General features: G+C 46.3%; 20 protein-coding genes and 1 other annotated feature. Of the genes, 12 read left to right on the top strand and 8 right to left on the bottom strand.

The genetic code is table 11. From position 1 onward, the window contains the following. Positions 1–193 precede the first annotated feature (193 nt). Positions 194–1429 carry an MFS transporter gene (locus FHS17_RS03910; protein ID WP_167274864.1) on the bottom strand — a complete coding sequence of 412 codons (1236 nt, stop codon included), beginning with the start codon at positions 1427–1429 and terminating at the stop codon, positions 194–196. A 101-nt stretch (positions 1430–1530) separates the two neighbouring features. Further along, on the bottom strand, positions 1531–2400 hold the full coding sequence (locus FHS17_RS03915) for an AraC family transcriptional regulator (RefSeq protein ID WP_167274869.1): 870 nt from the start codon (positions 2398–2400) through the stop codon (positions 1531–1533). A 138-nt stretch (positions 2401–2538) separates the two neighbouring features. Between FHS17_RS03915 and FHS17_RS03920 the strand changes: the two genes are divergently transcribed. The 5 genes from FHS17_RS03920 to FHS17_RS03940 all read left to right on the top strand — a co-directional run bounded on the left by FHS17_RS03920 (position 2539) and on the right by FHS17_RS03940 (position 8776). Then, entirely contained in the window at positions 2539–3834 is a 1296-nt protein-coding gene (locus FHS17_RS03920) for a Gfo/Idh/MocA family protein (RefSeq protein WP_167274874.1), read from the top strand. 13 nt (positions 3835–3847) lie between these two features. Beyond that, entirely contained in the window at positions 3848–5299 is a 1452-nt protein-coding gene (gene uxaC, locus FHS17_RS03925) for a glucuronate isomerase (protein ID WP_167274878.1), read from the top strand. Next, complete coding sequence (locus FHS17_RS03930) at positions 5296–6804, top strand: tagaturonate reductase (RefSeq protein ID WP_167274882.1); 1509 nt, start codon at positions 5296–5298, stop codon at positions 6802–6804. The genes uxaC and FHS17_RS03930 overlap by 4 nt, the downstream gene beginning before the upstream one ends. Then, positions 6801–8339, top strand: a complete 1539-nt coding sequence (locus tag FHS17_RS03935) for a UxaA family hydrolase (protein ID WP_167274887.1) — start codon at positions 6801–6803, stop codon at positions 8337–8339. Before FHS17_RS03930 ends, FHS17_RS03935 begins: the two co-directional genes overlap by 4 nt. 128 nt (positions 8340–8467) lie before the next feature. Continuing rightward, positions 8468–8776 carry a hypothetical protein gene (locus FHS17_RS03940; RefSeq protein ID WP_167274891.1) on the top strand — a complete coding sequence of 103 codons (309 nt, stop codon included), beginning with the start codon at positions 8468–8470 and terminating at the stop codon, positions 8774–8776. Positions 8777–8815: 39 nt separating this feature from the next. Here FHS17_RS03940 and FHS17_RS03945 read toward each other — a convergent pair whose 3' ends face one another. The 4 genes from FHS17_RS03945 to FHS17_RS03960 all read right to left on the bottom strand — a co-directional run bounded on the left by FHS17_RS03945 (position 8816) and on the right by FHS17_RS03960 (position 12298). Next, entirely contained in the window at positions 8816–10036 is a 1221-nt protein-coding gene (locus FHS17_RS03945) for a CynX/NimT family MFS transporter (RefSeq protein WP_167274894.1), read from the bottom strand. After that, a complete protein-coding gene (locus FHS17_RS03950; protein WP_167274898.1) occupies positions 9999–10739 on the bottom strand; it encodes a FadR/GntR family transcriptional regulator in 741 nt (246 codons plus the stop codon). The genes FHS17_RS03945 and FHS17_RS03950 overlap by 38 nt, the downstream gene beginning before the upstream one ends. Before the next feature lie 122 nt (positions 10740–10861). Next, complete coding sequence (locus FHS17_RS03955; protein WP_243865158.1) at positions 10862–11758, bottom strand: sigma-70 family RNA polymerase sigma factor; 897 nt, start codon at positions 11756–11758, stop codon at positions 10862–10864. A 90-nt stretch (positions 11759–11848) separates the two neighbouring features. Continuing rightward, positions 11849–12298: a carboxymuconolactone decarboxylase family protein gene (locus tag FHS17_RS03960; RefSeq protein ID WP_167274905.1), complete on the bottom strand. Its 450-nt coding sequence runs from the start codon at positions 12296–12298 to the stop codon at positions 11849–11851. A gap of 426 nt (positions 12299–12724) precedes the next feature. Between FHS17_RS03960 and FHS17_RS03965 the strand changes: the two genes are divergently transcribed. Further along, complete coding sequence (locus tag FHS17_RS03965; protein WP_167274909.1) at positions 12725–13921, top strand: MFS transporter; 1197 nt, start codon at positions 12725–12727, stop codon at positions 13919–13921. A gap of 78 nt (positions 13922–13999) precedes the next feature. Continuing rightward, positions 14000–15526: an FAD-dependent oxidoreductase gene (locus FHS17_RS03970; RefSeq protein ID WP_167274914.1), complete on the top strand. Its 1527-nt coding sequence runs from the start codon at positions 14000–14002 to the stop codon at positions 15524–15526. 52 nt (positions 15527–15578) lie between these two features. Here the strand turns inward: FHS17_RS03970 and FHS17_RS03975 are convergent, their stop codons facing one another. Beyond that, positions 15579–16190: a TetR family transcriptional regulator gene (locus FHS17_RS03975; protein ID WP_167274919.1), complete on the bottom strand. Its 612-nt coding sequence runs from the start codon at positions 16188–16190 to the stop codon at positions 15579–15581. A 135-nt stretch (positions 16191–16325) separates the two neighbouring features. Between FHS17_RS03975 and FHS17_RS03980 the strand changes: the two genes are divergently transcribed. From FHS17_RS03980 to FHS17_RS03995, 4 genes are all read left to right on the top strand, one after another. After that, positions 16326–16892, top strand: a complete 567-nt coding sequence (locus FHS17_RS03980; RefSeq protein WP_167274924.1) for a cysteine hydrolase family protein — start codon at positions 16326–16328, stop codon at positions 16890–16892. A 39-nt stretch (positions 16893–16931) separates the two neighbouring features. Continuing rightward, complete coding sequence (locus FHS17_RS03985) at positions 16932–18137, top strand: multidrug efflux MFS transporter (protein WP_167274928.1); 1206 nt, start codon at positions 16932–16934, stop codon at positions 18135–18137. A 56-nt stretch (positions 18138–18193) separates the two neighbouring features. Continuing rightward, positions 18194–18457: a binding site (T-box leader), on the top strand. Between the two features lie 144 nt (positions 18458–18601). After that, positions 18602–19687: an aspartate-semialdehyde dehydrogenase gene (asd, locus tag FHS17_RS03990; RefSeq protein ID WP_167274933.1), complete on the top strand. Its 1086-nt coding sequence runs from the start codon at positions 18602–18604 to the stop codon at positions 19685–19687. 94 nt (positions 19688–19781) lie between these two features. Then, positions 19782–20633: a D-2-hydroxyacid dehydrogenase family protein gene (locus tag FHS17_RS03995; protein ID WP_243865159.1), complete on the top strand. Its 852-nt coding sequence runs from the start codon at positions 19782–19784 to the stop codon at positions 20631–20633. Positions 20634–20783: 150 nt separating this feature from the next. Here FHS17_RS03995 and FHS17_RS04000 read toward each other — a convergent pair whose 3' ends face one another. Next, on the bottom strand, positions 20784–21149 hold the full coding sequence (locus FHS17_RS04000; protein WP_167274937.1) for a YmaF family protein: 366 nt from the start codon (positions 21147–21149) through the stop codon (positions 20784–20786). A 242-nt stretch (positions 21150–21391) separates the two neighbouring features. Between FHS17_RS04000 and FHS17_RS04005 the strand changes: the two genes are divergently transcribed. Then, positions 21392–22159, top strand: a complete 768-nt coding sequence (locus FHS17_RS04005; protein WP_167274942.1) for a gluconate 2-dehydrogenase subunit 3 family protein — start codon at positions 21392–21394, stop codon at positions 22157–22159. Position 22160 lies beyond the last annotated feature (1 nt).

The following is a 22160-nucleotide window of genomic DNA, read 5'->3' on the forward strand; positions in this document are numbered from 1 at the left end:
ATTTAGTCCATGAGGGCAGTAACGGCTAATTTATTTCTTCCTTTCATACATATGTGTTAGATTCCATGTTAAAACGAATCGTCTGCATTTTCTTTCCCATACTGTAATGAAGATCTCCATTTGCTAACTAAGCTTAGAAAAAAGGCTTGAACCACAGGAAAATGGTTCAAGCCTTTTCTGATTTGGGATCTTATTAAGAACTAACTGGACTCTGCAAGTTAACCGGGACTGAATTCTCCTTATTAGCTAAAGTATGAATGATGAATGATATAACGGAAATGGCTGCGGTCAGGACGGCCAGCCAAGCAACGGGAGTTAATCCTCCGCCGTCATAGAATCCGCCCATCATATAAGGGCCGATCACCCGTCCTACCGAACCGATTCCGCCCGTTAGGCCAAGATAGAATGGCGCGTTTTTGCCGCTATTTTCACTTAGGAATGCCGGCATAGCAGGAGCGATCAGCATCTCACCCAAAGTCGTAAGGATCATCCCAAGCACCATTCCGGCAAAGCTGTGCATCGCGAGAATAACAACATAGCCGCTCATATAAAACACGGCACTTGCGGTCATTTGAGCTTTTATGGAGCTTGCTGCAATTCGCTTAATCATATTCGTTACCGGCTGGGCGACGAAGATCAGAATCCCATTCAGCGTCCAGAGGTAGCCGAACATTTGCTTCGACATGCCATGCTCGATAATAAAAGGTGAGACACCTGTATTCCAGATACTGTTGCCTAAATTGATCAACATGCCTCCGAGTGCCATGAACAAGTAAAGCCGGACATCTTTTACAAGCAGCCATAGACTTGTCCCGCTTGAAGCACGTTTCTTCAGCTTTATCGCTTCATAGTCGCTACTGCCTGTCCCAACTCGCTGCAGGTAGACAAGGAAGAATAGCGCGAAAACACCTGATGTCACGCCATTTAATATAAAGCTGAGTGAGTAGGAGACATCCGCAAGGAAGCCGCTAAGTGCGGTACCCACCGCAACACCAATATTGTTGGCGATATAGACGATATTGAACAATTCTCCACGTTGGTCGGCAAAGCGGAAGCCAATAAAAGCTTGAATGGCCGGCATGGAAAGGGAATTAAACAGCCCAATTAAGCCCATCATGGCGATAAACACGGACCATGACTGGCTAAGTGCCGGCAATAAGAGCAGCCCAGCAGCGTTTAATGCCAATGCCCCAATAATGAGCTTTTTGACACCAACCCGGTGATAAAGTGCACCTCCGAGCAGCTGTCCGGCGATGCCGCCAATGGATTGTACAAGAATGACAAGTCCAGCGTCAGACATCGTGCGTCCAAGCTGATCGAAGACGAACATAGTGACAAGCGGCCACATGAGGGCACTGCCAATCGCATTAATAAGACTGGCTAACAGGAAAACTTTAATTTCTTTTGGATAATTCGCTAACATTCTCATGATTTCGTTACTGGCTCCCGGATGTTTAACTTGATGTAAGCCTCTATTATACCTTACTACTTAACGAAAAGACGAAGGGTAATTTTTGACGCAGCATGCCCCTAGCGTTTTTGTCCATATTGGTTACGGTAGTCCCGCGGAGAGAGGTGGACATGAGTTTTAAACACACGTTCGAACTGCGATAAACTTTCGAAACCTACGTCTGCAGCAATCTCCGTTACACGCTCGTCCGTTTCTCGCAGCTTTAGCTGTGCTTCCTTCACACGGGTAATACCGATATATTCGGTTAGACCAAAGCCAGTAAATTTCTTGAAGGTTCGGCTCAGGTAACTGGTACTCAAATGAAACTGGCGGCTAAGCTCGTCCAGTGTCAAAGGCTCTCGGTAATGCTCAGCAATATAGCTGGCAATCTCCATGGCTTTGGCGGCAGCCGGCGAGGGAGGAGAGGATCCTTCGTTTGGTTCTGGTTTGCTGTTAATCATATGACGGGCTGCAAACAACAACGCTTCAGCTGCCGCATGACGAATCGGCAGTTCATGACCGGCAGTTTGTTCCTGCACCTCTTGCAGAAGACCGTACAGCAGCTGCTCAAAGCGTAATCTTTCCTGATGGGTAAGACGCAGTACACTGCGCAAACCAAGAAAGGGAGACCGGAGAAGCGCAGCTTCTTCCTTCGAAAAGCTGTCGAAATAACGTTCATTGTAATAGAGGACTATCCTAGCATGATTAGGTACGCCAGTGTCCGAGGTCTTATGCAGCTCATTGCTTGGGATCAGAACCAGATCACCAGCTTGAATCGGGTAAGTACGGTCTTTAATAAAATACTGCCGTTCACCGCTAAACAAATAATAAAGCTCATATTGCCCGTGAATATGGTCGATGGACATCGTGAAATGCCCTTTGCGCTTGTTATATTCGAGGAAAAATAAATCCTCCGAGTTACCATAGGTTAATTCGGTTCCTAGATTCATGATAGATGTACCTCCAAAAGACAAAATTTGCGGCATCGCTATAATTCTAGCATATATTGCGGAGATATTGAGCAAATATTGCTGTATCTTTTTAGATATAAAGCGATTACAAACCAGCTAATAAGGAGAGGTATATTCATGACTTCGAAAAAAACATATGTGCAAGTAGGAACGGGCGGAAGAGCGGAATTTTTCTATCAGGCGATTGCGACCAGATTCCGGGAAACATCGGAGCTTCTGGCTTTTTGCGATATTAATCAGATTCGTATGGATTATGCCAATAAGCTTTTGAAAGAAAAATACGATTATCCGGAAGTCCGTACTTATAAGAGTGATGAGTTCGAGCGTATGATCGAGGAAATCAAACCAGATTACGTAATTGTCACAACTGTTGACCGTACGCATCACCAATACATTATTCGTGCGCTTGAACTTGGCTGCGATGTCATTACCGAGAAACCAATGACGGTTGATGAAGAGAAATGTCAGGAAATTCTTGATGCTGTTGAACGGACAGGTCGCCAAGTACGCGTAACATTTAACTATCGCTATGCTCCGCATCATACGAAAGCTCGTGAATTGATTGAAGATGGCACGATTGGCGATATTACATCCGTTCACTTCGAGTGGCTGCTAAATACCCAACATGGTGCGGACTACTTCCGCAGATGGCATCGCGACAAACGCAACAGCGGTGGACTATTGGTCCATAAATCAACGCATCATTTCGACCTCGTTAACTTCTGGATTGGCTCGGAGCCGGAGTCTGTATTTGCAATGGGGGATTTGCTCTTCTACGGACGTGAAAATGCGGAGAAGCGTGGAGTAACGAAGTTCTATGAGCGTGCAACAGGTAATCCGAATGCCAAAGACGATCCATTTGCGCTTACGCTTGATGATAATGAGCATCTGAAGGCGATGTACCTGGATGCAGAGTCAGAAGACGGCTACCGCCGCGACCAAAGCGTGTTTGGCGATGGCATCTCGATTGAAGATACGATGAGTGTACTTGTACGCTATAAGAACAAAGCTTTGTTGACGTATTCGCTTAATGCCTACCTGCCATGGGAAGGCTACCGTATTGCTTTTAATGGAACAAAAGGCCGTATCGAGATGAATGTCATTGAACAGTCATACGTTAACTCTGGCGGCGACAAAGCGCTTGAAGGCGCGGTTCAAGGCGTTAACATTATTGTCTTCCCGATGTTTGGCGAAGCTTACACAGCACAATTTGAAGAAGCGGAAGGCGGTCATGGCGGTGGTGACCCGGTACTCTTGAACGACATCTTCGGCGTGCCAGTTGAGGATCGTTTCAAGCGTGCGGCTAACCATATCGACGGTGCACGCTCCATTCTGACAGGTATTGCAGCGAACAAGTCGATCCGCACTGGTCAAGCTGTAAAAGTTGATGAGCTTGTAAAATTTTATAAATAGGAGTGTGGCATGAATGAGAGCGTTTATGGATGATCAATTTCTTTTGAATAGCGAGACAGCTGTCCACCTGTACGAACAGTTTGCCAAAGCAATGCCGATTATCGATTATCACTGTCATCTTGATCCTAAAGCGATCTATGAAAATGCACCATTCCGTAATCTGACGGAGGTATGGTTGTATGGCGATCATTATAAATGGCGTGCGATGCGGGCGAATGGCATTTCGGAGGAATATGTGACCGGCGGCGAGGGAGTAAGCGATTATGATCGTTTCCTTGCCTACGCACGGACAGTTCCAATGGCAATTGGAAATCCGTTATATCATTGGTCTCATCTGGAACTTAGGAGACTATTCGGGATTGAAGAACTTATTAATGAGAAAAACGCACCGGTCATTTGGGAGAAAGCGAATAAAGTGTTCGAAGGTAATGGAATGACGCCTCAAGACTTGATTCGAGTATCGAATGTCCGTGTCGTTTGTACAACGGATGATCCTGCGGACTCGCTGGAATATCATATTAAGCTCATCGAGGAAGACCGCCATGGTTTCCAGGTTCGGCCTTCGTTCCGTCCGGACAAAGCGCTTGAGATTAACCGCGCGACTTTCCTGCCATGGATCAGCCGTCTGGAGGACGTAAGTGGTTATAAGGTTTCGGATTACAGCTTGCTGCTTAAAGCACTGAAGGAGAGAGTAGAATTCTTCCATCAGACTGGATGTCTGTTATCTGACCATGCCATCGATACGGTCATGTATGCAGATTCCACTGAGGAGCAGGCGGCAGCTATTTATGCCAAAGCGCTTCGTGGCGAAGCTGTAAGTCTGGAGGAAGAGGCACAGTACAAGACTTATACCTTGGTGTACTTGTCTCGTCTGTATGCAGAGCACGGCTGGGCGATGCAGCTTCATATTCATGCTCACCGTAATAACAATACAGCTATGATGAAGCGTCTTGGTCCAGATACGGGCTATGATTCGATTCATACAGGTGTATTAGCAGGCCCGCTTGTTAGACTGCTGGACAGCATGGAAAGCAATGGCGGTCTGCCGCGTACCATCTTGTATTCGCTGAATGCATCGGATAATGATGTGCTGGCGACGATCATCGGCAGCTTCCAGGATGGCACGATTGCTGGCAAAATTCAGCTTGGTTCCGCTTGGTGGTTCAATGATACGATTGATGGCATGCTGGCACAGATGAAGTCACTCGCGAATATGGGGCTTATTAGCCGTTTTGTTGGTATGCTAACGGACTCCCGGAGCTTCTTGTCTTACCCACGCCATGAATACTTCCGCCGAATTCTTTGCAATTTGCTCGGAGATTGGGTGGAATCTGGTCAAGTGCCGGCAGATATGGAGCTGCTTGGACAAATCGTGGAAGGCGTATGTTACCGGAATGCGGAACAATATTTCCGTTTCGGCTCAGAATCGGGCAGCATTAAAGTTCAGGCGGAGGTTTCACGATGAGCCAGCTGCAAAATGGTGTTCAACCTCTGAACTATGCAAGGCTGACGGCCGAAGAAGCAGCAGCCTATGATCGAATGAAGACTTATCCGGTGAAAGTACTGCAAATTGGCGAAGGAAATTTCCTTCGGGGGTTTGTCGACTGGATGATTCATCGCTGTAATCAGCAAGACTTATTCCAAGGCAGCGTCGCGGTGTCCCAACCGCGGCCTGCTGGCGCTGCCAAGCTGAAGGAGCTTGAGGAACAAGATGGTCTCTATTATCAATGGATTAGAGGATTACATGAAGGAGAGCTTATCGATCGGCGGGAGCTTATTTCTGTTTTCTCTGCATGTATAGACCCTTATAAGGAATGGGATCAATTCTTGGCTATGGCAGAGAGCTTAGACCTAGAACTGATTGTATCAAATACAACGGAAGCGGGACTGGTCTACACGCCATCCGAATGGGCGCCAGATCAGCCAATATTATCTTATCCGGGCAAGCTGACGCTGCTGCTATTCCGCAGATTTGAGCATTTTGGCGGTGATCCGGGCAAGGGGGTCTTATTGCTGCCATGCGAGCTCGTTGAACGGAATGGAGATAAGCTTCGGGAGATCGTCCTGCAGCATGCTGCGGATTGGCAGCTTCCTGAGGCATTCGTGGATTGGATTCGAGATCATAATCGTTTCCTTAATTCACTTGTCGACCGAATTGTGACGGGTTTTCCTGCTGAGGAAGCTGATGATCGTTATGCGGAATGGGGCGTCAAGGATCGGCTGCTTAATGCAGCAGAGCCTTACCATATCTGGGCGATTGAAGGCGAAGAGGAGCTGGGTCAACGGCTGCCATTCGTACAGGCAGGATTAAATGTCGTATGGACCAATGATCTTAAGCCGTATCAGCAGCGTAAAGTCCGTATTCTGAATGGTGCGCATACCTGGATGGCGGTACTTGGAGTGCTTCATGGATTAAGCGAAGTAAGAGAAGTCGTCGAGCATCCGGTATACGGTGAGCAGCTTCGCAGCGTAATGTTTGATGAGATTGTCCCTTCTGTCCCTCTGCCAGAAGCAGAGATGCGAGTCTATGCAGAACAAGTGATTGAGCGCTTCGCCAATCCTTATGTCCGGCATAAGCTGACGGATATTGCGATGAATACGCTTTCCAAGTTTAAGGTCCGGCTGCTGCCGACGCTTATGGCATACCATGAACGGACAGGCGAACTGCCGCCGCTTATTATGAAATCCTTTGGTTCCCTTCTTCGGCTCTATCGTGTTCAGCAAACGGAAGATGGTGGGTATGCAGGCAGCAAGCTTAATGGTGAGAGTCAGGTCATCAGAGATGATGCAGCCGCACTTTCGGATCTCGCAGCATTGTGGAGGAAAGTCGACAATGGCGAGCTGCAAGTGAAAGAGCTGATTGCTGACGTTCTTAGCCAAACTTCGTGGTGGGACAGCGATCTGACTGAGATACCGGGATTGCTGGATGTATTGACGGATGAACTCGCGCAGTTGGAGGAGAGAGCATGAGAAATTCAACCGTAACGAACGCAACACTTCTTCATCCCCAGGATGATGTGGTCATCGCGCTGCGCGATATTGAGCCCGGTGAGATCGTCAGATGGCCTTCGTCAGATAGCAGCGAGCACGAGCAATCCGTTGCGGTCGCTGAACCGATACCACGTGGTCATAAAATTATTATCCATCCAGTAGCTGCAGGTGAGCATGTTCATAAATTCGGCTATTCCATTGGGGTCGCCAAAGAGGATATTACGACCGGCCGCTGGGTTCATACCCATAATCTCCGTACTGGATTAGGTGAAGTGCTGGAATATGAGTATAAGCCTATGGTGGAGTCAAAGCCAACTGCACCAGCCTTGTCTGTGAAACCAAAAACATTCCAAGGGTATGTTCGTGAAGACGGAGAGGTTGGGATTCGGAATGAAATCTGGATCATCAACACAGTAGGATGTATCAATAAAACCTGTGAAACCATTGCCAAGCTGGCTAATCGCCAATTCGAGGGGAAAGCCATCGACGGTGTACATCATTTTCCACATCCATATGGCTGCTCCCAGCTGGGAGATGACTTAACGGCTACGCAAAAGCTGCTCTCCGCATTGGTCCGCCATGGCAATGCGGCAGGCGTTCTGGTCATTGGACTAGGTTGTGAGAATAACCAAATCGATTCTTTCAAGAAGGCGATAGGGGATTATAACCCAGATCGTGTGAAGTTTCTGAAATCCCAAGAGGTTGAAGATGAACTGGAAGAAGGAGTTAAGTTAATTGGCGAGCTGGTGGAATATGCGGAACGCTTCAAACGGCAAGAGCTTCCACTTTCTAAACTTCGTATCGGCTTGAAATGCGGCGGTTCTGACGGCTTCTCCGGGATTACGGCGAATCCTCTTGTAGGCCGAATTGCAGATGCCATTACCTCTGCAGGCGGCACGGCGCTGCTGACTGAGGTGCCTGAAATGTTCGGCGCAGAGACGATTCTGATGGATCGTGCAGCGGATGAGCAGGTGTTTAACGGGATAGTTAACCTCGTTAATGATTTTAAAGCCTACTTCATTCGGCATGGGCAGGAGATCTACGAGAATCCGTCACCGGGCAATAAGGATGGAGGCATTACAACTCTCGAGGAGAAGTCGCTTGGCTGTACTCAAAAGGGTGGACACGCAACGGTAACGAATGTTCTGCAGTACGGAGAGCCGTCCAGAAAACCGGGATTAAATCTGATCCAGGCTCCTGGCAATGATCTTGTATCGGTTACGGCACTTTCCGCTGCTGGAGCGCATATCGTGTTGTTCACGACTGGCCGCGGAACACCATTTGGTGGACCTGTGCCAACTGTCAAGATTGCTACGAATACGCAGCTTGCCGAGCGTAAGAAGAATTGGATAGACTTCAATGCTGGTCAATTAATTGAAGGCAAGACAATGGATGAATTAAGGGATGATCTGCTTGGGCAAATCGTTGAGCTTGCCTCCGGAGATCGTCAGACGAATAATGAACGTAATGGATTCCGCGAAATAGCTATTTTTAAAGACGGCGTTATTTTATAGCATTAATTAAATAACCTAGGCTGCTCGCGATTAGCGGCTTCCTAGGTTATTTGCTTTTGATGAGAAAGGGGAAGTCATGTATAATAATAGGAATGTTTATGACTATGGATGAAATAGGAGGCCTTATAATGAGCCAACGTTATCGCATTACTAGATCACTTAAAGAATCGGGCAATGTGCTTGACCTTACTATAGAGGAATGCAAGGAGCTGTTTGCTGCCAAGCCGGATTTTGAATATAGTCCTGTCTTTACGGTGAAGGGTCCTGAAAGCACAATGTCTATAGATGGAGATTTCTTTATGTGGAGCCTTGGAGAAGTGAAGATCCCATTCCGGCTTTATGATGGAGACCTGTACGTGTCCGGTACTAACGAAGCAGTGATTCCGAAGATGCTTGAGATCGCAAGCGAGCTGGAAGCTGATATTGTAGAAGGTTAAACAAAAAAACAACTCCGGCGTTCGGAGTTGTTTTTTTGTTTATTTGGCTTGATCGCCAACATATCGATCACGTGCTGCTCCCATGCCAAAGATAAAGATAAGCAAGCTTGCCGCAATCAGCATCAGAATAGATACCGTCCAGTGATGCGTTGCGTCATGGATGACACCAAAAAGTAAAGGGCCAATGGCTGCAAGCAGGTAACCAACGGATTGTGCCATACCGGATAGCTCTGCAGCGGTTTGTGCTGTACGAGTCCGCAAGGTGAAGAATAACATAGCGAGACTGAACGAACCTGCACCTGCAATACCGATAAGAACGGACCACAAAGGTACGAGCGTATTTCCATCGATCAAGAGTCCACCAATGCCTACGAGATAGAGAAGAGTAGTGATAATAACAAGAACTCTCTGGTTTTTCATCCGGCTGGCAATGATCGGAATAAGGAAAGTAAAGGGCAGCATCGATAGCTGAATAAGCGACAGCATCCAGCCGGCTGTGTCATCACTCATCCCACGGCTGTTTAATATTTCAGGAAGCCAAGCGACCAGATTATAGAAGATAAACGATTGAAGTCCCATAAAGAAAGTAACCTGCCATGCTAAAGAGGAACGCCATGGTCTAGCTGCGACAGATTTGCTGTCGGAATGAGAAATAGCTGCTTTCAATTGAGCCTGACGGGTTCGTGGAAGCCAGCATACAATGGCAATCGCTGTGAGTACCAGCCAGCAGGTTAAAGCACCTTGCCAGCCAAGTCCCGCATCACGTGCAAGTGGCACGCTGATCCCCGAAGCAAGCGCTCCGCATAAATTCATGGAGACAGAGTATATGCCGGTCATCAGACCCACTTTATTCGAATAATCCCGTTTAACGAGACCAGGTATCAACACATTGCATACCGCTATCGATAAGCCAATCAGCATCGTCCCGCCAAATAACGCAAATGCACTTGAAAAGGAACGAATGACTGTACCTGCCGCCAACAGCAGCAGGGCATACAGGATGACACGCTCCATGCCATAACGTCTCGCAAGCTGCGGGGCGAAAGGGGACATGAAGGTAAAAGCGAGCAAAGGAACTGTAGTTAGAAGTCCGGCTACGGTATGAGTAATACCCGTAGACTCCCGGATGTAATTGACTAGTGGACCAACCGATGTTATTGGTGCTCTAAGGTTGGCTGCAACAAAAATGATGCCTAATACGAGCAGAAATCCGGAAGTTTTTTTAACCTCTGGTCTGATCAGGCTGTTTAATTGATTCATGAAGTTGTCCTCCGGTTCCGGTCGTGTTGTCACTCGTAAGATGTTGTTGAGATTCTTGAATGAATAGATGAGCGATTTCAACCGCCTTATCACTGTCTCGTTCTGTAATAGCCTTGAGAAGCTGTTCATGCGTGAAATAGTACTTTTTAAAATCAGCTTTTTCGAATAATTCCACTACAATGTGCTGCAGGCTTTCGGAGATATAATCATATAGCTCTATAAGTAAGTCATTATGGGAAGCAGAGACAACGGCCTGATGGAACTCAATGTCCCATTGGGCATAGGTTTGGGGATCCTGCGTGTTAATCGCCAGCTTACATTGCTCAAGGCAATGGGTTATCTTCACCAGATCCTCTTCATCTCTGCGTAAGGCGGCCAGCTTGACGGCTTCTTGCTCTAAGGCCTGCCTGACTTCAAGTGTCTCGAGCATTTTGGAACGCATAATTCTCTTCTTCAGAACAGGTCCAAGCGCACTTGATGAGCACACGTATGTACCGTCGCCTTGTCTAGTTTTTAACAAACCAGCATGCGTTAGTGCACGAATGGCTTCTCTTAATGTGTTACGACTTACCTGAAGCTGTTCCATTAGTTCAGGCTCAGGAGGGACACGTGAACCAACGGCCCAAATACCAGATGTGATCAAATCTTCGATCTGCTCAGCGACTTGCTCGACAAGCGTTAATCGTTTTGTTTGCTTTAACATGGTCATGCTCCTTCTTTAAACGTAGGATGTTTGGTTATTTTAACGCTAAAGAAAGAAAATTGCAAAGTTTAAATAAAAAAAGACCCTTCTCATGGTTCGAGAAAAGGTCTGTTGTTATAATGCTATCGGGTCAGCTTCTCCGGATTGGAGATTACATAAATAGCTCGAATTTTATTGGATTGTTCATCAGGCTCGAATACATAGGCTTTCACAATCTGATTGTTATGCATAAGAAGAAGGCCTTGCTGACCACTGATTGATGCTGATTGCCAGGTCCCTTCGAATGCCCCTTTCTTTGCAATGCCATCGAAAAAAGCGACAATTCGCTGTGGACCCATAATGGGATTAAGAGCAGACCGAACAATTCCTCCGCCGTCGGTAAGCAGCACAGCATTATCAGTAAGCAGATGGATAAAGCTGTCTAAGCGTCCGGTATGAATCGCTTGCGAGAAGGATTGAACAAAGCGATTCATGGAGTCATCGAGAGAGGTCTTATTCTCTATTGTAGAAGAATGGCCAATCTTCGCTGAGGCGCGGCTGAAAATTTTACGGCAGGCAGCTTCCGATTTATCCAGCAACGCCGCAATTTCGGCATAATCATAACCGAAGGACTCCCGTAATACAAATACCGCACGCTCAGGCGGGGTACAAGTCTGTAATAACACAAGTAGGGCATAGCCCAGCTGCTCATGTTGAATAACACTTTCGAGAGGCATAGACTCCGTATCGAACTCGATAACCGGCTCGGGAAGCCATTGCCCGGGATAGCTTTCCCGCTGGCGGGGGGCAGATTTCATGAGATTCAATACGCGGTTCGTTACGAGTTTGACAAGATAAGCTTTGGGATGTTCGATGTCGATTCCGTCGAGCTTACTGACCGTGACGAACACATCCTGGACCGCGTCCTCTGCTTCACTCATGGAACCAAGCATGCGATAGGCAATTGAGGTAAGCAGGGGCTTAAATTCCCGGTATAGTTGTTCCACTTCCATTGTCATTTCGTTCGACGTCAAGTACATCGACCTCCTAATCTTAGCTAAATTGATCATAACGTAACGAACAACAAGAAACCACTCTCCATGGAGTGGTTTCTTTGGGACAAGCTGTTGTTAAGCCTCGTAACAACCTGGGAACATGCCAGTAGCAATAGCGATTCGATTCCAGCTGTTGATGGCGTTAACCGCCATGATCAAGCCGACATATTCCGCTTCTGTAAAGTGTTTACGAACCTCTTCATAAATCTCTTGCGGAACACCAGCGTTTGCTACAAGAGTGAGTGCTTCCGTAAGTGCAAGTACAGCGCGTTCCTTCTCGGTAAACAAAGGTGTTTCCCGCCAAACCACGATCAGATTAATACGCTGCTCCGATTCCCCAATTTTTCGAGCATCAGTAGTGTGCATATCCAGACAGAAAGCACAGCCGTTAATTTGCGATGCGCGAATTTTGATTAACTCGTACAGAGTTTTGTCCGGGTTCATTTGCATGGCTGTACCTTCCAGTTTTATCAAAGCTTGAAGAGCAGCAGGGTTAGCCTCGCGGTAATCTAAACGTAATTTCATATGATATTCCTCCAATATAATCGTATTGTGTTGTTCTCGTTATCTAAGACAATTGAGTGACCGGTTTTGTGACAGGTGAGCAGAAAGTTTTTTGTTTTTCTTTTGTATGCGCGGAATTGAAGGGTTTACAAGGTTCAGGGCAATTTAGGAAAGTAGCCAAATAAGTCGGAAAAACCGTGCTGCAGCAGGCAAGAACGAGGTCGGTGGATAGAAAGCAACTCTATCAGTCATTAAAAACGGGTTGACGTATAAAGAAATCCAAGATACACTGACACCAGTTATTTAGTAAATTAGTAAATAAGTAATCGAGTAAATCCGAAGTTGGCGAGGTGAAACAGAAAAAGCAACCTATCGCTGTAATTGGAGGGAGTCTATTGCGACCTCCATGTTTATTTTTAAAAAATAAAAAGATAAGAGGTATTTAACATGTTTGCCAATCGTTATGTTCGAACGATTATTTTCTCCCGGGTGCTTCTGCATTTGGGAATATGGATTCGAAATTATGCCGTCCTCCTCTATGTGACGGACCTTACGGATAATAATCCGGTCTATGTTTCCCTGATCTCGGTAGCGGAATTTGCTCCGATCTTTCTATTTGCGCTTATTGGTGGGACTTTAGCAGACAGATGGAAGCCAAAGCGGACCATGGTCGGGAGTGATCTGCTGTCCTCCATATCCGTTGTCGCTGTTCTGATTGCTCTTATATCCGGCGGATGGATGGCGCTGCTCATTGGATCATTCATTTCTGCCAGCTTGTCACAATTTTCACAGCCATCAGCAATGAAGCTGTATAAACGGCATGTGCCGGGTGAGCAGTTACAGAGTGTGATGGCAATGTCTCAGACACTCGCCGCGATCTTTATGGTGCTTGGACCTGTTATTGGTACAGTCATTTTTATCAAGCTTGGTATTCATGTCTCTCTAATCCTAACGGCTGTTCTATTCCTAGGTTCATCGTTTATCTTAGCGACGCTTCCTCGAGACGCAGACGAACCAAAGTCTAACGAAGAAAGCAGCTTTGCCAAAGAATTAACTGCCGGTCTGAATTACGTCTGGTCAAATCAGTCCTTACGAACACTCATCCTAACCTTTGCGGTTGTAGGGTTTGCCTCAGGTCTAACGCAACCGCTTCAGATTTTTATCGTCGTTGAGCAGTTAGGGCAAGAAAAATCTTTTCTTCAATGGCTGGTGATGACAAATGGTGCTGCTATGCTTCTAGGAGGAGCTGTAATCATGGGGGCAGCGAAAAAGGTAAAACCACAGCTGCTCTTTGTTTCGGGCTTGCTCGTCACTGCCGTCTGTACGATTGGAATTGGAGCATCAACGCTAATTTGGATGACACTAGTCTTATTAATTATTAGCGGATTCGTTTACCCTGCCATTCAGGGCGGAATTCAGACGCTTATTGTCCGGAACACAGAGATGGACTATATCGGGCGGGTATCTGGAGCGATTATGCCTGTATTTATGGGGATGATGGTGATTGGGATGTTTTTGTCCGGTTATTTGAAGGATACATTCTCCCTTCTTACGGTGTATGTGATCAGCGGTGTAATGATCATTGCGGGTTCTTTCTTCATGCTTCCTCTCCTAAGGGAGACAAGAAAGCGATCAACTCTTTGACAGACTAACGAATATAATCCTTCTCTAGGTGCAAATTAAGGAAATATGTATACCGACGAGAGAGAGAGGACTATTCACATGACCTATCATAAGCAGCTGCCGCAATTTCCCGAGTCCTATTGGACTGCATCACAAACGGAACGCCCGAAATATCCGAAGCTTGAGCAAAATAGTGAAACCGATATTGTTGTCGTAGGTGGCGGAATCTCCGGGATTACTACAGCCTATTTACTCATCCAGGAAGGATTCCGTGTTGCATTATTAGAAGCCGGAGAGATTTTGAACGGAACGACCGCTCATACTACAGCCAAAATAACGGCACAACACGACTTGATCTACGATGAACTAATTCAATCCGAAGGGAAAGAGAAAGCTTCACTGTATTATCAAGCGGCCAAAGAGGCCATGAGCTTTATCGAGCAAACGATCGACAAACATCAAATCGAATGCGGCTATACAAAGCAGGATGCCTATGTATACAGCCATAATGTGGACTATATCGTGAAGGTTGAGAAAGAAGCGAAGGCTTATCAGGAATTAGGCATTCCAGGAGCTTATCTTGACAAAATGCCATTGCAGCTTCCGATGTTTGGTGCTGTGAAAATGGAAAGCCAAGCGCAGTTCCACCCATTAAACTATCTGATTAAGCTCGTAGATGAATTCATCAAGCAAGGCGGCAAGATCTATGAGCAGACAACGGCTGTCGATGTAGAACAAGTCGATACACCAAAGGTAATGACAAGCGACGGGCACAGAATCGAATGCAAATATGTCGTTTCATGCACCCATTTTCCTTTCTATGACGGGCAGGGGTTTTATTTTGCTCGCATGCATGCCGATCGTTCATATGTGCTTGGGCTCAAGGTAGAGGATGATTACCCCGGCGGCATGTATCTAAGCGCAGAGGATCCCAAACGTTCGATTCGTTATACCGAGCTTGAGGATCAATCTAAGCTCATTATTCTAGGCGGTCAGAGTCATAAAACTGGTCAAGGCATCTGCACCATTAATCATTATGATGAGCTGAGGAGATTTGCGGAAGATCAGTTCAAGCTAACGGAAATTGCCTACAGATGGTCCGCGCAGGATCTAGCGACGGGAGATAAGCTTCCTTTCATCGGACGAATCACCGCTTCAACCCCTAACATCTATATCGCAACAGGTTTCAGAAAATGGGGGATGACGAATGGAACAGCGGCAGCTCTTCTTATTCGGGATTCGATCTTGGAAAAGGATAATCCTTATGAATCGCTGTTTGCTCCATCTCGCTCATTATCCTGGAAGACGGTAGGCAAGCTGATTACTGATAATGTCGATGTTGCCAAACATCTGATTACCGGTAAGCTCGAGCATGTTAAGAAACGTCCGGAACAGCTTGAGAAGGATGAAGGCAGCGTGGTACAAATCCATGGTCGCCGGGCTGGCGCATACCGGGATAAAGAAGGACAGCTTTATCTAGTCGATACGACCTGTACACATATGGGTTGTGAAGTAGAATGGAACAATGGGGAACGTACTTGGGATTGCCCATGTCATGGTTCACGGTTCGATATCTCAGGTGAAGTAATGGAAGGTCCAGCAGAGAAGCCATTGAAACAGTTATAGACAAGCATAAAAAACCAGCAATCCAGTTCCATGGATTTTGCTGGTTTTTTGCTTAATTTTCCGAAATGAAGGTTGCGCAAAGCTGCTCCAGGATGATTTCTGGTGTATACCCGCGAACTTCACGCTGGAATAAATAAGAGTCACTGCTTACACCGCTAAGCAGCATATCGGCACGGAAAACGCTGTTTGGCTGTGTTTGACCTGATGCAGCAAGCATTTCATCGAAAAGCTGTACCAGCAGCTCATGCAGTTCGTGGTAGAGAGGTCCTTTTGTTCGGGAATTTGGCCGATTCATAGCAGAGGAGTCTTCAACCCCTTTCAGCAGTTGAGCTTTCTTCTCCCGAAACACGATGAATAAGCTCAGAATACCTTTCAGCCTCGAGCTTGGTGAATGTGCACGTTGCTGCTCCAGATAAGCATCAATATCCTCAAATAGGATCACAAGATTATCTTTCATTAAGTCCAAACATAGCTCACTTTTATTCCGGTAACGACGATATAAGGTGCCAGGACCGATCTGTGCTAATGCTGCGATTTGATTCATACTGACTTGTTCCACACCATGCTGTTCAAACAATTGAAGGGCCGCATTCAAGATCCGCTGACGATTCTCGGCAGCATCCCGGCGTTCCGCTCTTGGGGGAGTGATGTCTTCTTCTTTCACGACCGTTTCACTTCCTATCCTGGTGACTATTTCCCACCTTTGTTGACAAACGGAGAGATCTCCGTTTAATATCAAGAGGTCAAGTGGAGAGTTCTCCGCTTAATATTATCATACAAACAAAGAGTGGTACAACGTATGATTAACCACAACAACACAGCACTATTAGTTATGGATCTGCAAAATGGATTCGTATCGCGGTTTGCACAAAATGAGGAAGTTTTACATCCGTTCCAAAAGGCGATTGAGGCTGCTCGTCAGCATAAAATACAAGTTATTTATGTTCGTGTGGCTTTTAACGAGGGATATCTCGAAGTCAGTCCACGCAATAAGGCATTTTCTGCCCTTTCTAAGCACGGCGGAATGACCTTCACGGATGAAGCAACACAAATTCATGAATCCGTAAAACCAATGCCAGGCGAGCCGTTAGTAACGAAGTTCCGGGTGAGCGCTTTTGCTGGCAGCAATCTCGATGTTCTTTTACGAGGTCTTCAGATCGATACGCTAATTCTAAGCGGTATCGCTACGAGCGGCGTTGTGTTATCCACTTTGCGGGAAGCAGCTGACAAAGATTACTCGGTTACTGTCCTTAAGGATGCTTGCCTTGATGCAGACCCTGAGGTTCACCGCGTCCTCACGGAGAAAGTATTCCCTCGTCAAGCTGAAGTTCAGACCGTTGATGCTTGGACCCAGACGCTGTCTTAATCAACAAGAGGGCTTTAGGTAGAAGGAGGCCTGGCAGAAATGCCAATTTGGAAAAGAAACCTGTACGTCTGTTGGTTCGGCGTATTTGTTTCAAGTATCGGTATGAGCCAGATTGCACCGGTGCTGCCGCTGTACATCAACCATCTTGGTGTTTCTGATACCCATTTGGTGGAGCAGTATTCCGGTCTTGCGTTTGGTATTACCTTTATCCTGTCCGCTGTGTTTTCTCCAATATGGGGAATCGCAGCGGATAAATTCGGGCGGAAGCCTATGCTGCTAAGGGCAAGTCTTGGCATGGCAATCGTCATCTTTAGTATGGGCTTTGCACAGAATGTGTATGAACTGATTGGCCTGCGCTTGCTGCAAGGCATCATTACCGGATACGCGTCAGCCTGTACAGCTCTGATTGCAACACAGACCGACAAAGCACATGCCGGCTGGGCGCTTGGTACGTTGTCTACAGCCGGGATCGCGGGTTCCTTACTCGGACCGTCCATCGGCGGCTTTATTGAACTGCATTTTGGTATGCGGAATGTTTTCTTTATTACTGGCGTGCTTTTATTGTTCGCTTTTATTACAACGCTGTTGTTCGTGAAAGAGAATTTCACCAGAGTAGAGAAAAAAGCGCAGAGTACCAAGGAAATATGGAGCAGTATCCCTGAGAAAAACCTAATCATCACTTTGTTCGTGACGTATTTTGCCTTGACGATGGCGATGTATTCCATTGAGCCCGTCTTAACGTTGTATGTCACAAGTTTAACAAGCAATACCGAGCATGTTGCTTTACTGGCCGGTTTTATTTTCTCTTCATCTGGTTTGGCGAATATGATAGCTGCACCAAGACTCGGCAGGCTATCGGATAAGATTGGTGCACACAAAGTAATGCTTATCGCGCTCATTGTTGCGGGGTTGTTGTTTATTCCGCAGGCTTTAGTCCATCAGCCATGGGAGCTTATGGTTCTCCGCTTCTTGTTAGGGCTGGCAGCAGGAGGACTTAATCCGTCAGTCAACATTCTACTCAAGAAAATTACACCGGATACGCTGACCGGCAGAGTGTTCGGTTTTTCCATGTCGGCAGGATATCTTGGAGTATTCATCGGCTCAATTCTTGGCGGTCAGATTGCTGCATGGTTCAGTCTACGCGCTGTATTTTTCACAACTGGAGCCATTCTGCTTCTTAACGCAGCTTGGGTCTATTTCAAAGCCTACAAACAACTAAATGTGATAGCGGCTGAAAGCCGTTAATTTTTTTGTGAAATGGGTTTACCTCAGGTAGGATTTTTGTTATTATAATCGCAATATGAAATGCAATGAAGAGACGAGTAAATAAATGAATTCTTTCCCAGAGAGCTCCGCTTGCTGAAAAGGAGCAAAGAATAATTTATTGAAGAAAGACTCTGAGCAGCACATCGGAACCGATAGGTAGGGGATGGTGTGACAGGAGCTCCTGTTACAGAGCTAGAGTATAAGCGCTACAGTTGTAATGCCGTACTCGAAGAGGCTGATATGGCGACATATCCGCGAATTTAGGGTGGTACCACGAGTATTCAAATCTCGTCCCTGAGACTATAGGAGTCTTGGGGGTGGGATTTTTTTATTTTAAACCAAAGGACGGCGAAAGCTGGTACGCCTTGGTGGCAAAGGGAAATATACCGCATACATGTAAGGTACGGCATACAAAATCAGGCTGAAAGGATTTGAATACACTTATGTCACAAAAACTTAAAGTTGGTATTGTTGGAGGAACAGGCATGGTTGGCCAGCGCTTTGTTCAATTGCTGGATCAGCATCCTTGGTTTGAAGTTACGGCTATCGCAGCGAGTGCAAGCTCGGCAGGCAAAACCTATTTGGAATCTGTCCAAAAAAGATGGAAACTCGCTACGCCAATTCCTGAAGCCGTTAAAAATATTATCGTGCAAGACGCTTCTAAAGTAGAAGAAGTTGCCGCAGGAGTTGATTTCGTATTCTGCGCAGTAGATATGCCTAAGAAAGAGATTCAAGCACTGGAAGAAGCTTATGCGAAAACAGGCACGCCAGTTGTATCAAACAACTCAGCTCATCGCTGGACTGCGGATGTTCCTATGGTTGTCCCAGAAATCAACCCGGAGCATCTTGAAGTGATCGAGGCGCAAAGAAAACGTCTAGGTACAACAACAGGCTTTATCGCGGTTAAACCAAACTGCTCGATTCAAAGCTATGTGCCGGCCCTTCATGCTTTGCGTGAATTTAATCCGACAACAGTAGTTGCATCGACTTATCAAGCGATCTCTGGTGCAGGTAAAAACTTTACCGACTGGCCAGAAATGCTGGATAACGTTATCCCATACATTGGCGGCGAAGAAGAGAAAAGCGAACAAGAGCCGCTTCGGATCTGGGGTACTGTTGAAGATGGTGGAATCGTGAAAGCGAGCTCGCCAATCATCACAACACAATGTATCCGTGTTCCTGTAACCGATGGACATTTGGCTACTGTATTCGTGAAGTTCGAGAACAAACCTTCGAAAGAAGAAGTTCTTGCGCGTTGGAAAGAGTTCCAAGGCCGCCCGCAAGAGCTGGGTCTGCCAAGTGCGCCTAAACAATTCATTACGTACTTCGAAGAAGAGAACAGACCACAAACGAACCTGGACCGTGACATTGAAGGCGGGATGGGTGTATCGGTTGGACGTCTTCGTGAAGACTCCCTCTACGATTTCAAATTCGTAGGTTTGTCACATAATACACTTCGCGGCGCAGCAGGCGGCGCGGTATTAATTGCCGAGCTGTTGAAAGCTGAAGGCTACATCCAAGCGAAATAATGATAAGCTGCAGCAAGCTCCTACTAGATTTTAGGGGCTTGCTGTTTTTTAATTCCAGCCTATTATGGTTTGTATCAGAGGAGGAGAGGATCCTATGAAATGCGCGATATTAGATGATTATCAGAACGCCGCCTTGTCGATGGCGGATTGGTCGACAGTTACTGACCGAATGGATGTTAAAGTGTTCAACCATCATTTTGACAATAAGGATGAGCTTGTCGCCGCGATCATAGATTGCGAGATTGTCGTGATCATGCGAGAGAGGACGCCATTTCAGAGAGAGTTACTGGAATGCTTGCCGAACTTAAAACTTCTGGTTACGACCGGCATGCGTAATAACTCCATTGACTTCGTCGCTGCAGCCGAATTCGGCGTAACGGTATGTGGAACACGCGGTGGAGGCGAAGGGACAACCGAGCTGACTTGGGCGCTAATTCTTGGACTTACAAGGAAGCTGGTGTTGGAAAATGAAGGGGTACGGAGCGGTGGTTGGCAATCAACCATTGGGGTTGATCTGAATGGCAAAAGGCTTGGCTTGCTTGGTCTTGGTCATATCGGGACCAATGTTGCTCGGATCGGACAAGCCTTTGGTATGGAGGTTATGGCCTGGAGCCAGAATCTCACGGCTGAGAAAGCGGAGGCGGCAGGGGTTACTCTTGCGTCTTCTAAGGAAGAGCTGCTTGAAAGCAGCGATATTGTATCCATTCATCTTGTATTAGGTGATCGTACGAGAGGATTAATTGATGCTCGTGAGCTCGAAAGAATGCGTCCAACAGCGTACTTGATAAACACTTCCCGCGGCCCCATCGTTGACCGGGAAGCTCTGCTCGAGGCACTGCGAAACGGTCAGATCGCTGGTGCCGGCATCGATGTATTCGAACAACTCAGGATGATCCGTTCCGGACGCTGCCGAATGTGCTTGCTACACCGCATATTGGTTATGTAACGGAAGCTGCTTATCGCGGATTTTATGAGGGAATCGTAGTAGATATTGAGGCGTATTTGAATGGTTCACCAGTAAACGTATTAATATAGTCTCAAAATTTCAAAAAGAGATAGACGATCGGATAACCGACAGTCTATCTCTTTTTGTTGTTTATTTAACTAGCGGAGCTTGAATTAAGGTCGAAAATTTAAATTTATGAACATGTCCATCATTGAAGGTCGTCTGGCCTTTTACAAAATGAACATGCTTGCCTCTTCCGACAGGGATAGCTGCTCCTGTCGTAATTTTTTTCAATTTATGAAAATGATTAAAGAAATCTGTATTGGTCAAGTCAATTTCATGAACATGGCTGTTTCCTCGTGGAATCGCCTGACCTGTAACACCTGCGAAGCGGTGATTATGACGATCATCTCCTTCTTCAGCAAGCTGAGTGCTGCCCTGAAACTCATGGACATGGCGCTGTACCTTGTAACATGGTGCAGCTTTCTTATTAATTGTCGCTCTTTTTCTAAGCATATTGGACAAACCTCCTAAATAATAGAACTGCTATCATCGTATTAAGAGTAGGTTTGATCCGTTCTAGGTTATTTCATTGATTTTAGTTGAAATAAAAGATTTACATGTACTTGTAAGCTCGCTATGATTTGGCGGGCTTTTTTGCATTGTTTCCTTATTTGGAATAATTCGTGAATAATTTATCAGCTTTTGGAAGAAAATTAGAAAACCTTCTAAAACGATATAGTAAGGAGACAACCATTATGGCAAATGATAAACCAAATCAGCCGCAGGACGAATCACGGCGAAGGTTCCTTAAGTATTCCGGTACAGCAATTGGCGGGGTCGTTTTAGGCGGAGTGATTGGCGGATTAGTTGGCGCTAACCTCAAGGACAAAGATAAGGAAGAGACACCAGCCGCGCCGCAGACGGCAACGGATAACAAAGATTACAACCAGGCGCTGATGTTCTTCAATCAGGATCAATTCCTTACAGCAGAAGCTGCCGCTGAACGATTGTTCCCTAAGGACGATCTAGGTCCTGGTGCGAAGGAGCTTGGGGTTGCTTTCTTCATCGACCATCAGATGGCAAGCGCTTTTGGCACGAATTCCAGAGACTATATGCAGCCGCCTTATTACAAGGCAGAAGCAACGCAAGGCTATCAGCTTGTCTTTAAACGCAGAGAGCTGATTGCTCTTGGACTAGATGCCTTGAACGGTTACAGCAATACGAAGTATAAGAAGCCATTCGTGGAAATTGCACCAGAGGAGCAGGATGCTGTACTAACTGCATTCGAAAGTAATGATATTGAGTTAAAAGATGTTCCTGCTTCGAATTTCTTCGCTATGTTTCTCAATTTGACGCTTGAGGGAGTTTACGCTGACCCACTGTATGGCGGCAATAAGAATATGGCCGGTTGGAAGATGAGAAATTTCCCAGGCAACCAAATGAGCTATACCGAGTACATCGAAAAAGAAGAATTTGTAAAACTTGAGCCGATGAGCTTGCATGATCATCTTGAGCTCGGATAAA

Origin of the sequence: Paenibacillus lupini, assembly GCF_011761355.1 — a bacterium.
GTDB lineage: Bacteria > Bacillota > Bacilli > Paenibacillales > Paenibacillaceae > Pristimantibacillus > Pristimantibacillus lupini.

What these genes read in the sequence shown, in the direction of transcription:
- FHS17_RS03965 (WP_167274909.1), top strand. Translation starts at nt 12,725, where the DNA reads ATGTTTGCCAATCGTTATGTTCGAACGATTATTTTCTCCCGGGTGCTT.
- FHS17_RS03950 (WP_167274898.1), bottom strand. Translation starts at nt 10,739, where the DNA reads ATGTTAAAGCAAACAAAACGATTAACGCTTGTCGAGCAAGTCGCTGAG.
- FHS17_RS04000 (WP_167274937.1), bottom strand. Translation starts at nt 21,149, where the DNA reads ATGCTTAGAAAAAGAGCGACAATTAATAAGAAAGCTGCACCATGTTAC.
- FHS17_RS03940 (WP_167274891.1), top strand. Translation starts at nt 8,468, where the DNA reads ATGAGCCAACGTTATCGCATTACTAGATCACTTAAAGAATCGGGCAAT.
- FHS17_RS04005 (WP_167274942.1), top strand. Translation starts at nt 21,392, where the DNA reads ATGGCAAATGATAAACCAAATCAGCCGCAGGACGAATCACGGCGAAGG.
- asd (WP_167274933.1), top strand. Translation starts at nt 18,602, where the DNA reads ATGTCACAAAAACTTAAAGTTGGTATTGTTGGAGGAACAGGCATGGTT.
- FHS17_RS03935 (WP_167274887.1), top strand. Translation starts at nt 6,801, where the DNA reads ATGAGAAATTCAACCGTAACGAACGCAACACTTCTTCATCCCCAGGAT.
- FHS17_RS03955 (WP_243865158.1), bottom strand. Translation starts at nt 11,758, where the DNA reads ATGTACTTGACGTCGAACGAAATGACAATGGAAGTGGAACAACTATAC.
- FHS17_RS03915 (WP_167274869.1), bottom strand. Translation starts at nt 2,400, where the DNA reads ATGAATCTAGGAACCGAATTAACCTATGGTAACTCGGAGGATTTATTT.
- FHS17_RS03970 (WP_167274914.1), top strand. Translation starts at nt 14,000, where the DNA reads ATGACCTATCATAAGCAGCTGCCGCAATTTCCCGAGTCCTATTGGACT.
- FHS17_RS03995 (WP_243865159.1), top strand. Translation starts at nt 19,782, where the DNA reads ATGAAATGCGCGATATTAGATGATTATCAGAACGCCGCCTTGTCGATG.
- FHS17_RS03945 (WP_167274894.1), bottom strand. Translation starts at nt 10,036, where the DNA reads ATGAATCAATTAAACAGCCTGATCAGACCAGAGGTTAAAAAAACTTCC.
- uxaC (WP_167274878.1), top strand. Translation starts at nt 3,848, where the DNA reads ATGAGAGCGTTTATGGATGATCAATTTCTTTTGAATAGCGAGACAGCT.
- FHS17_RS03985 (WP_167274928.1), top strand. Translation starts at nt 16,932, where the DNA reads ATGCCAATTTGGAAAAGAAACCTGTACGTCTGTTGGTTCGGCGTATTT.
- FHS17_RS03920 (WP_167274874.1), top strand. Translation starts at nt 2,539, where the DNA reads ATGACTTCGAAAAAAACATATGTGCAAGTAGGAACGGGCGGAAGAGCG.
- FHS17_RS03910 (WP_167274864.1), bottom strand. Translation starts at nt 1,429, where the DNA reads ATGAGAATGTTAGCGAATTATCCAAAAGAAATTAAAGTTTTCCTGTTA.
- FHS17_RS03960 (WP_167274905.1), bottom strand. Translation starts at nt 12,298, where the DNA reads ATGAAATTACGTTTAGATTACCGCGAGGCTAACCCTGCTGCTCTTCAA.
- FHS17_RS03930 (WP_167274882.1), top strand. Translation starts at nt 5,296, where the DNA reads ATGAGCCAGCTGCAAAATGGTGTTCAACCTCTGAACTATGCAAGGCTG.
- FHS17_RS03980 (WP_167274924.1), top strand. Translation starts at nt 16,326, where the DNA reads ATGATTAACCACAACAACACAGCACTATTAGTTATGGATCTGCAAAAT.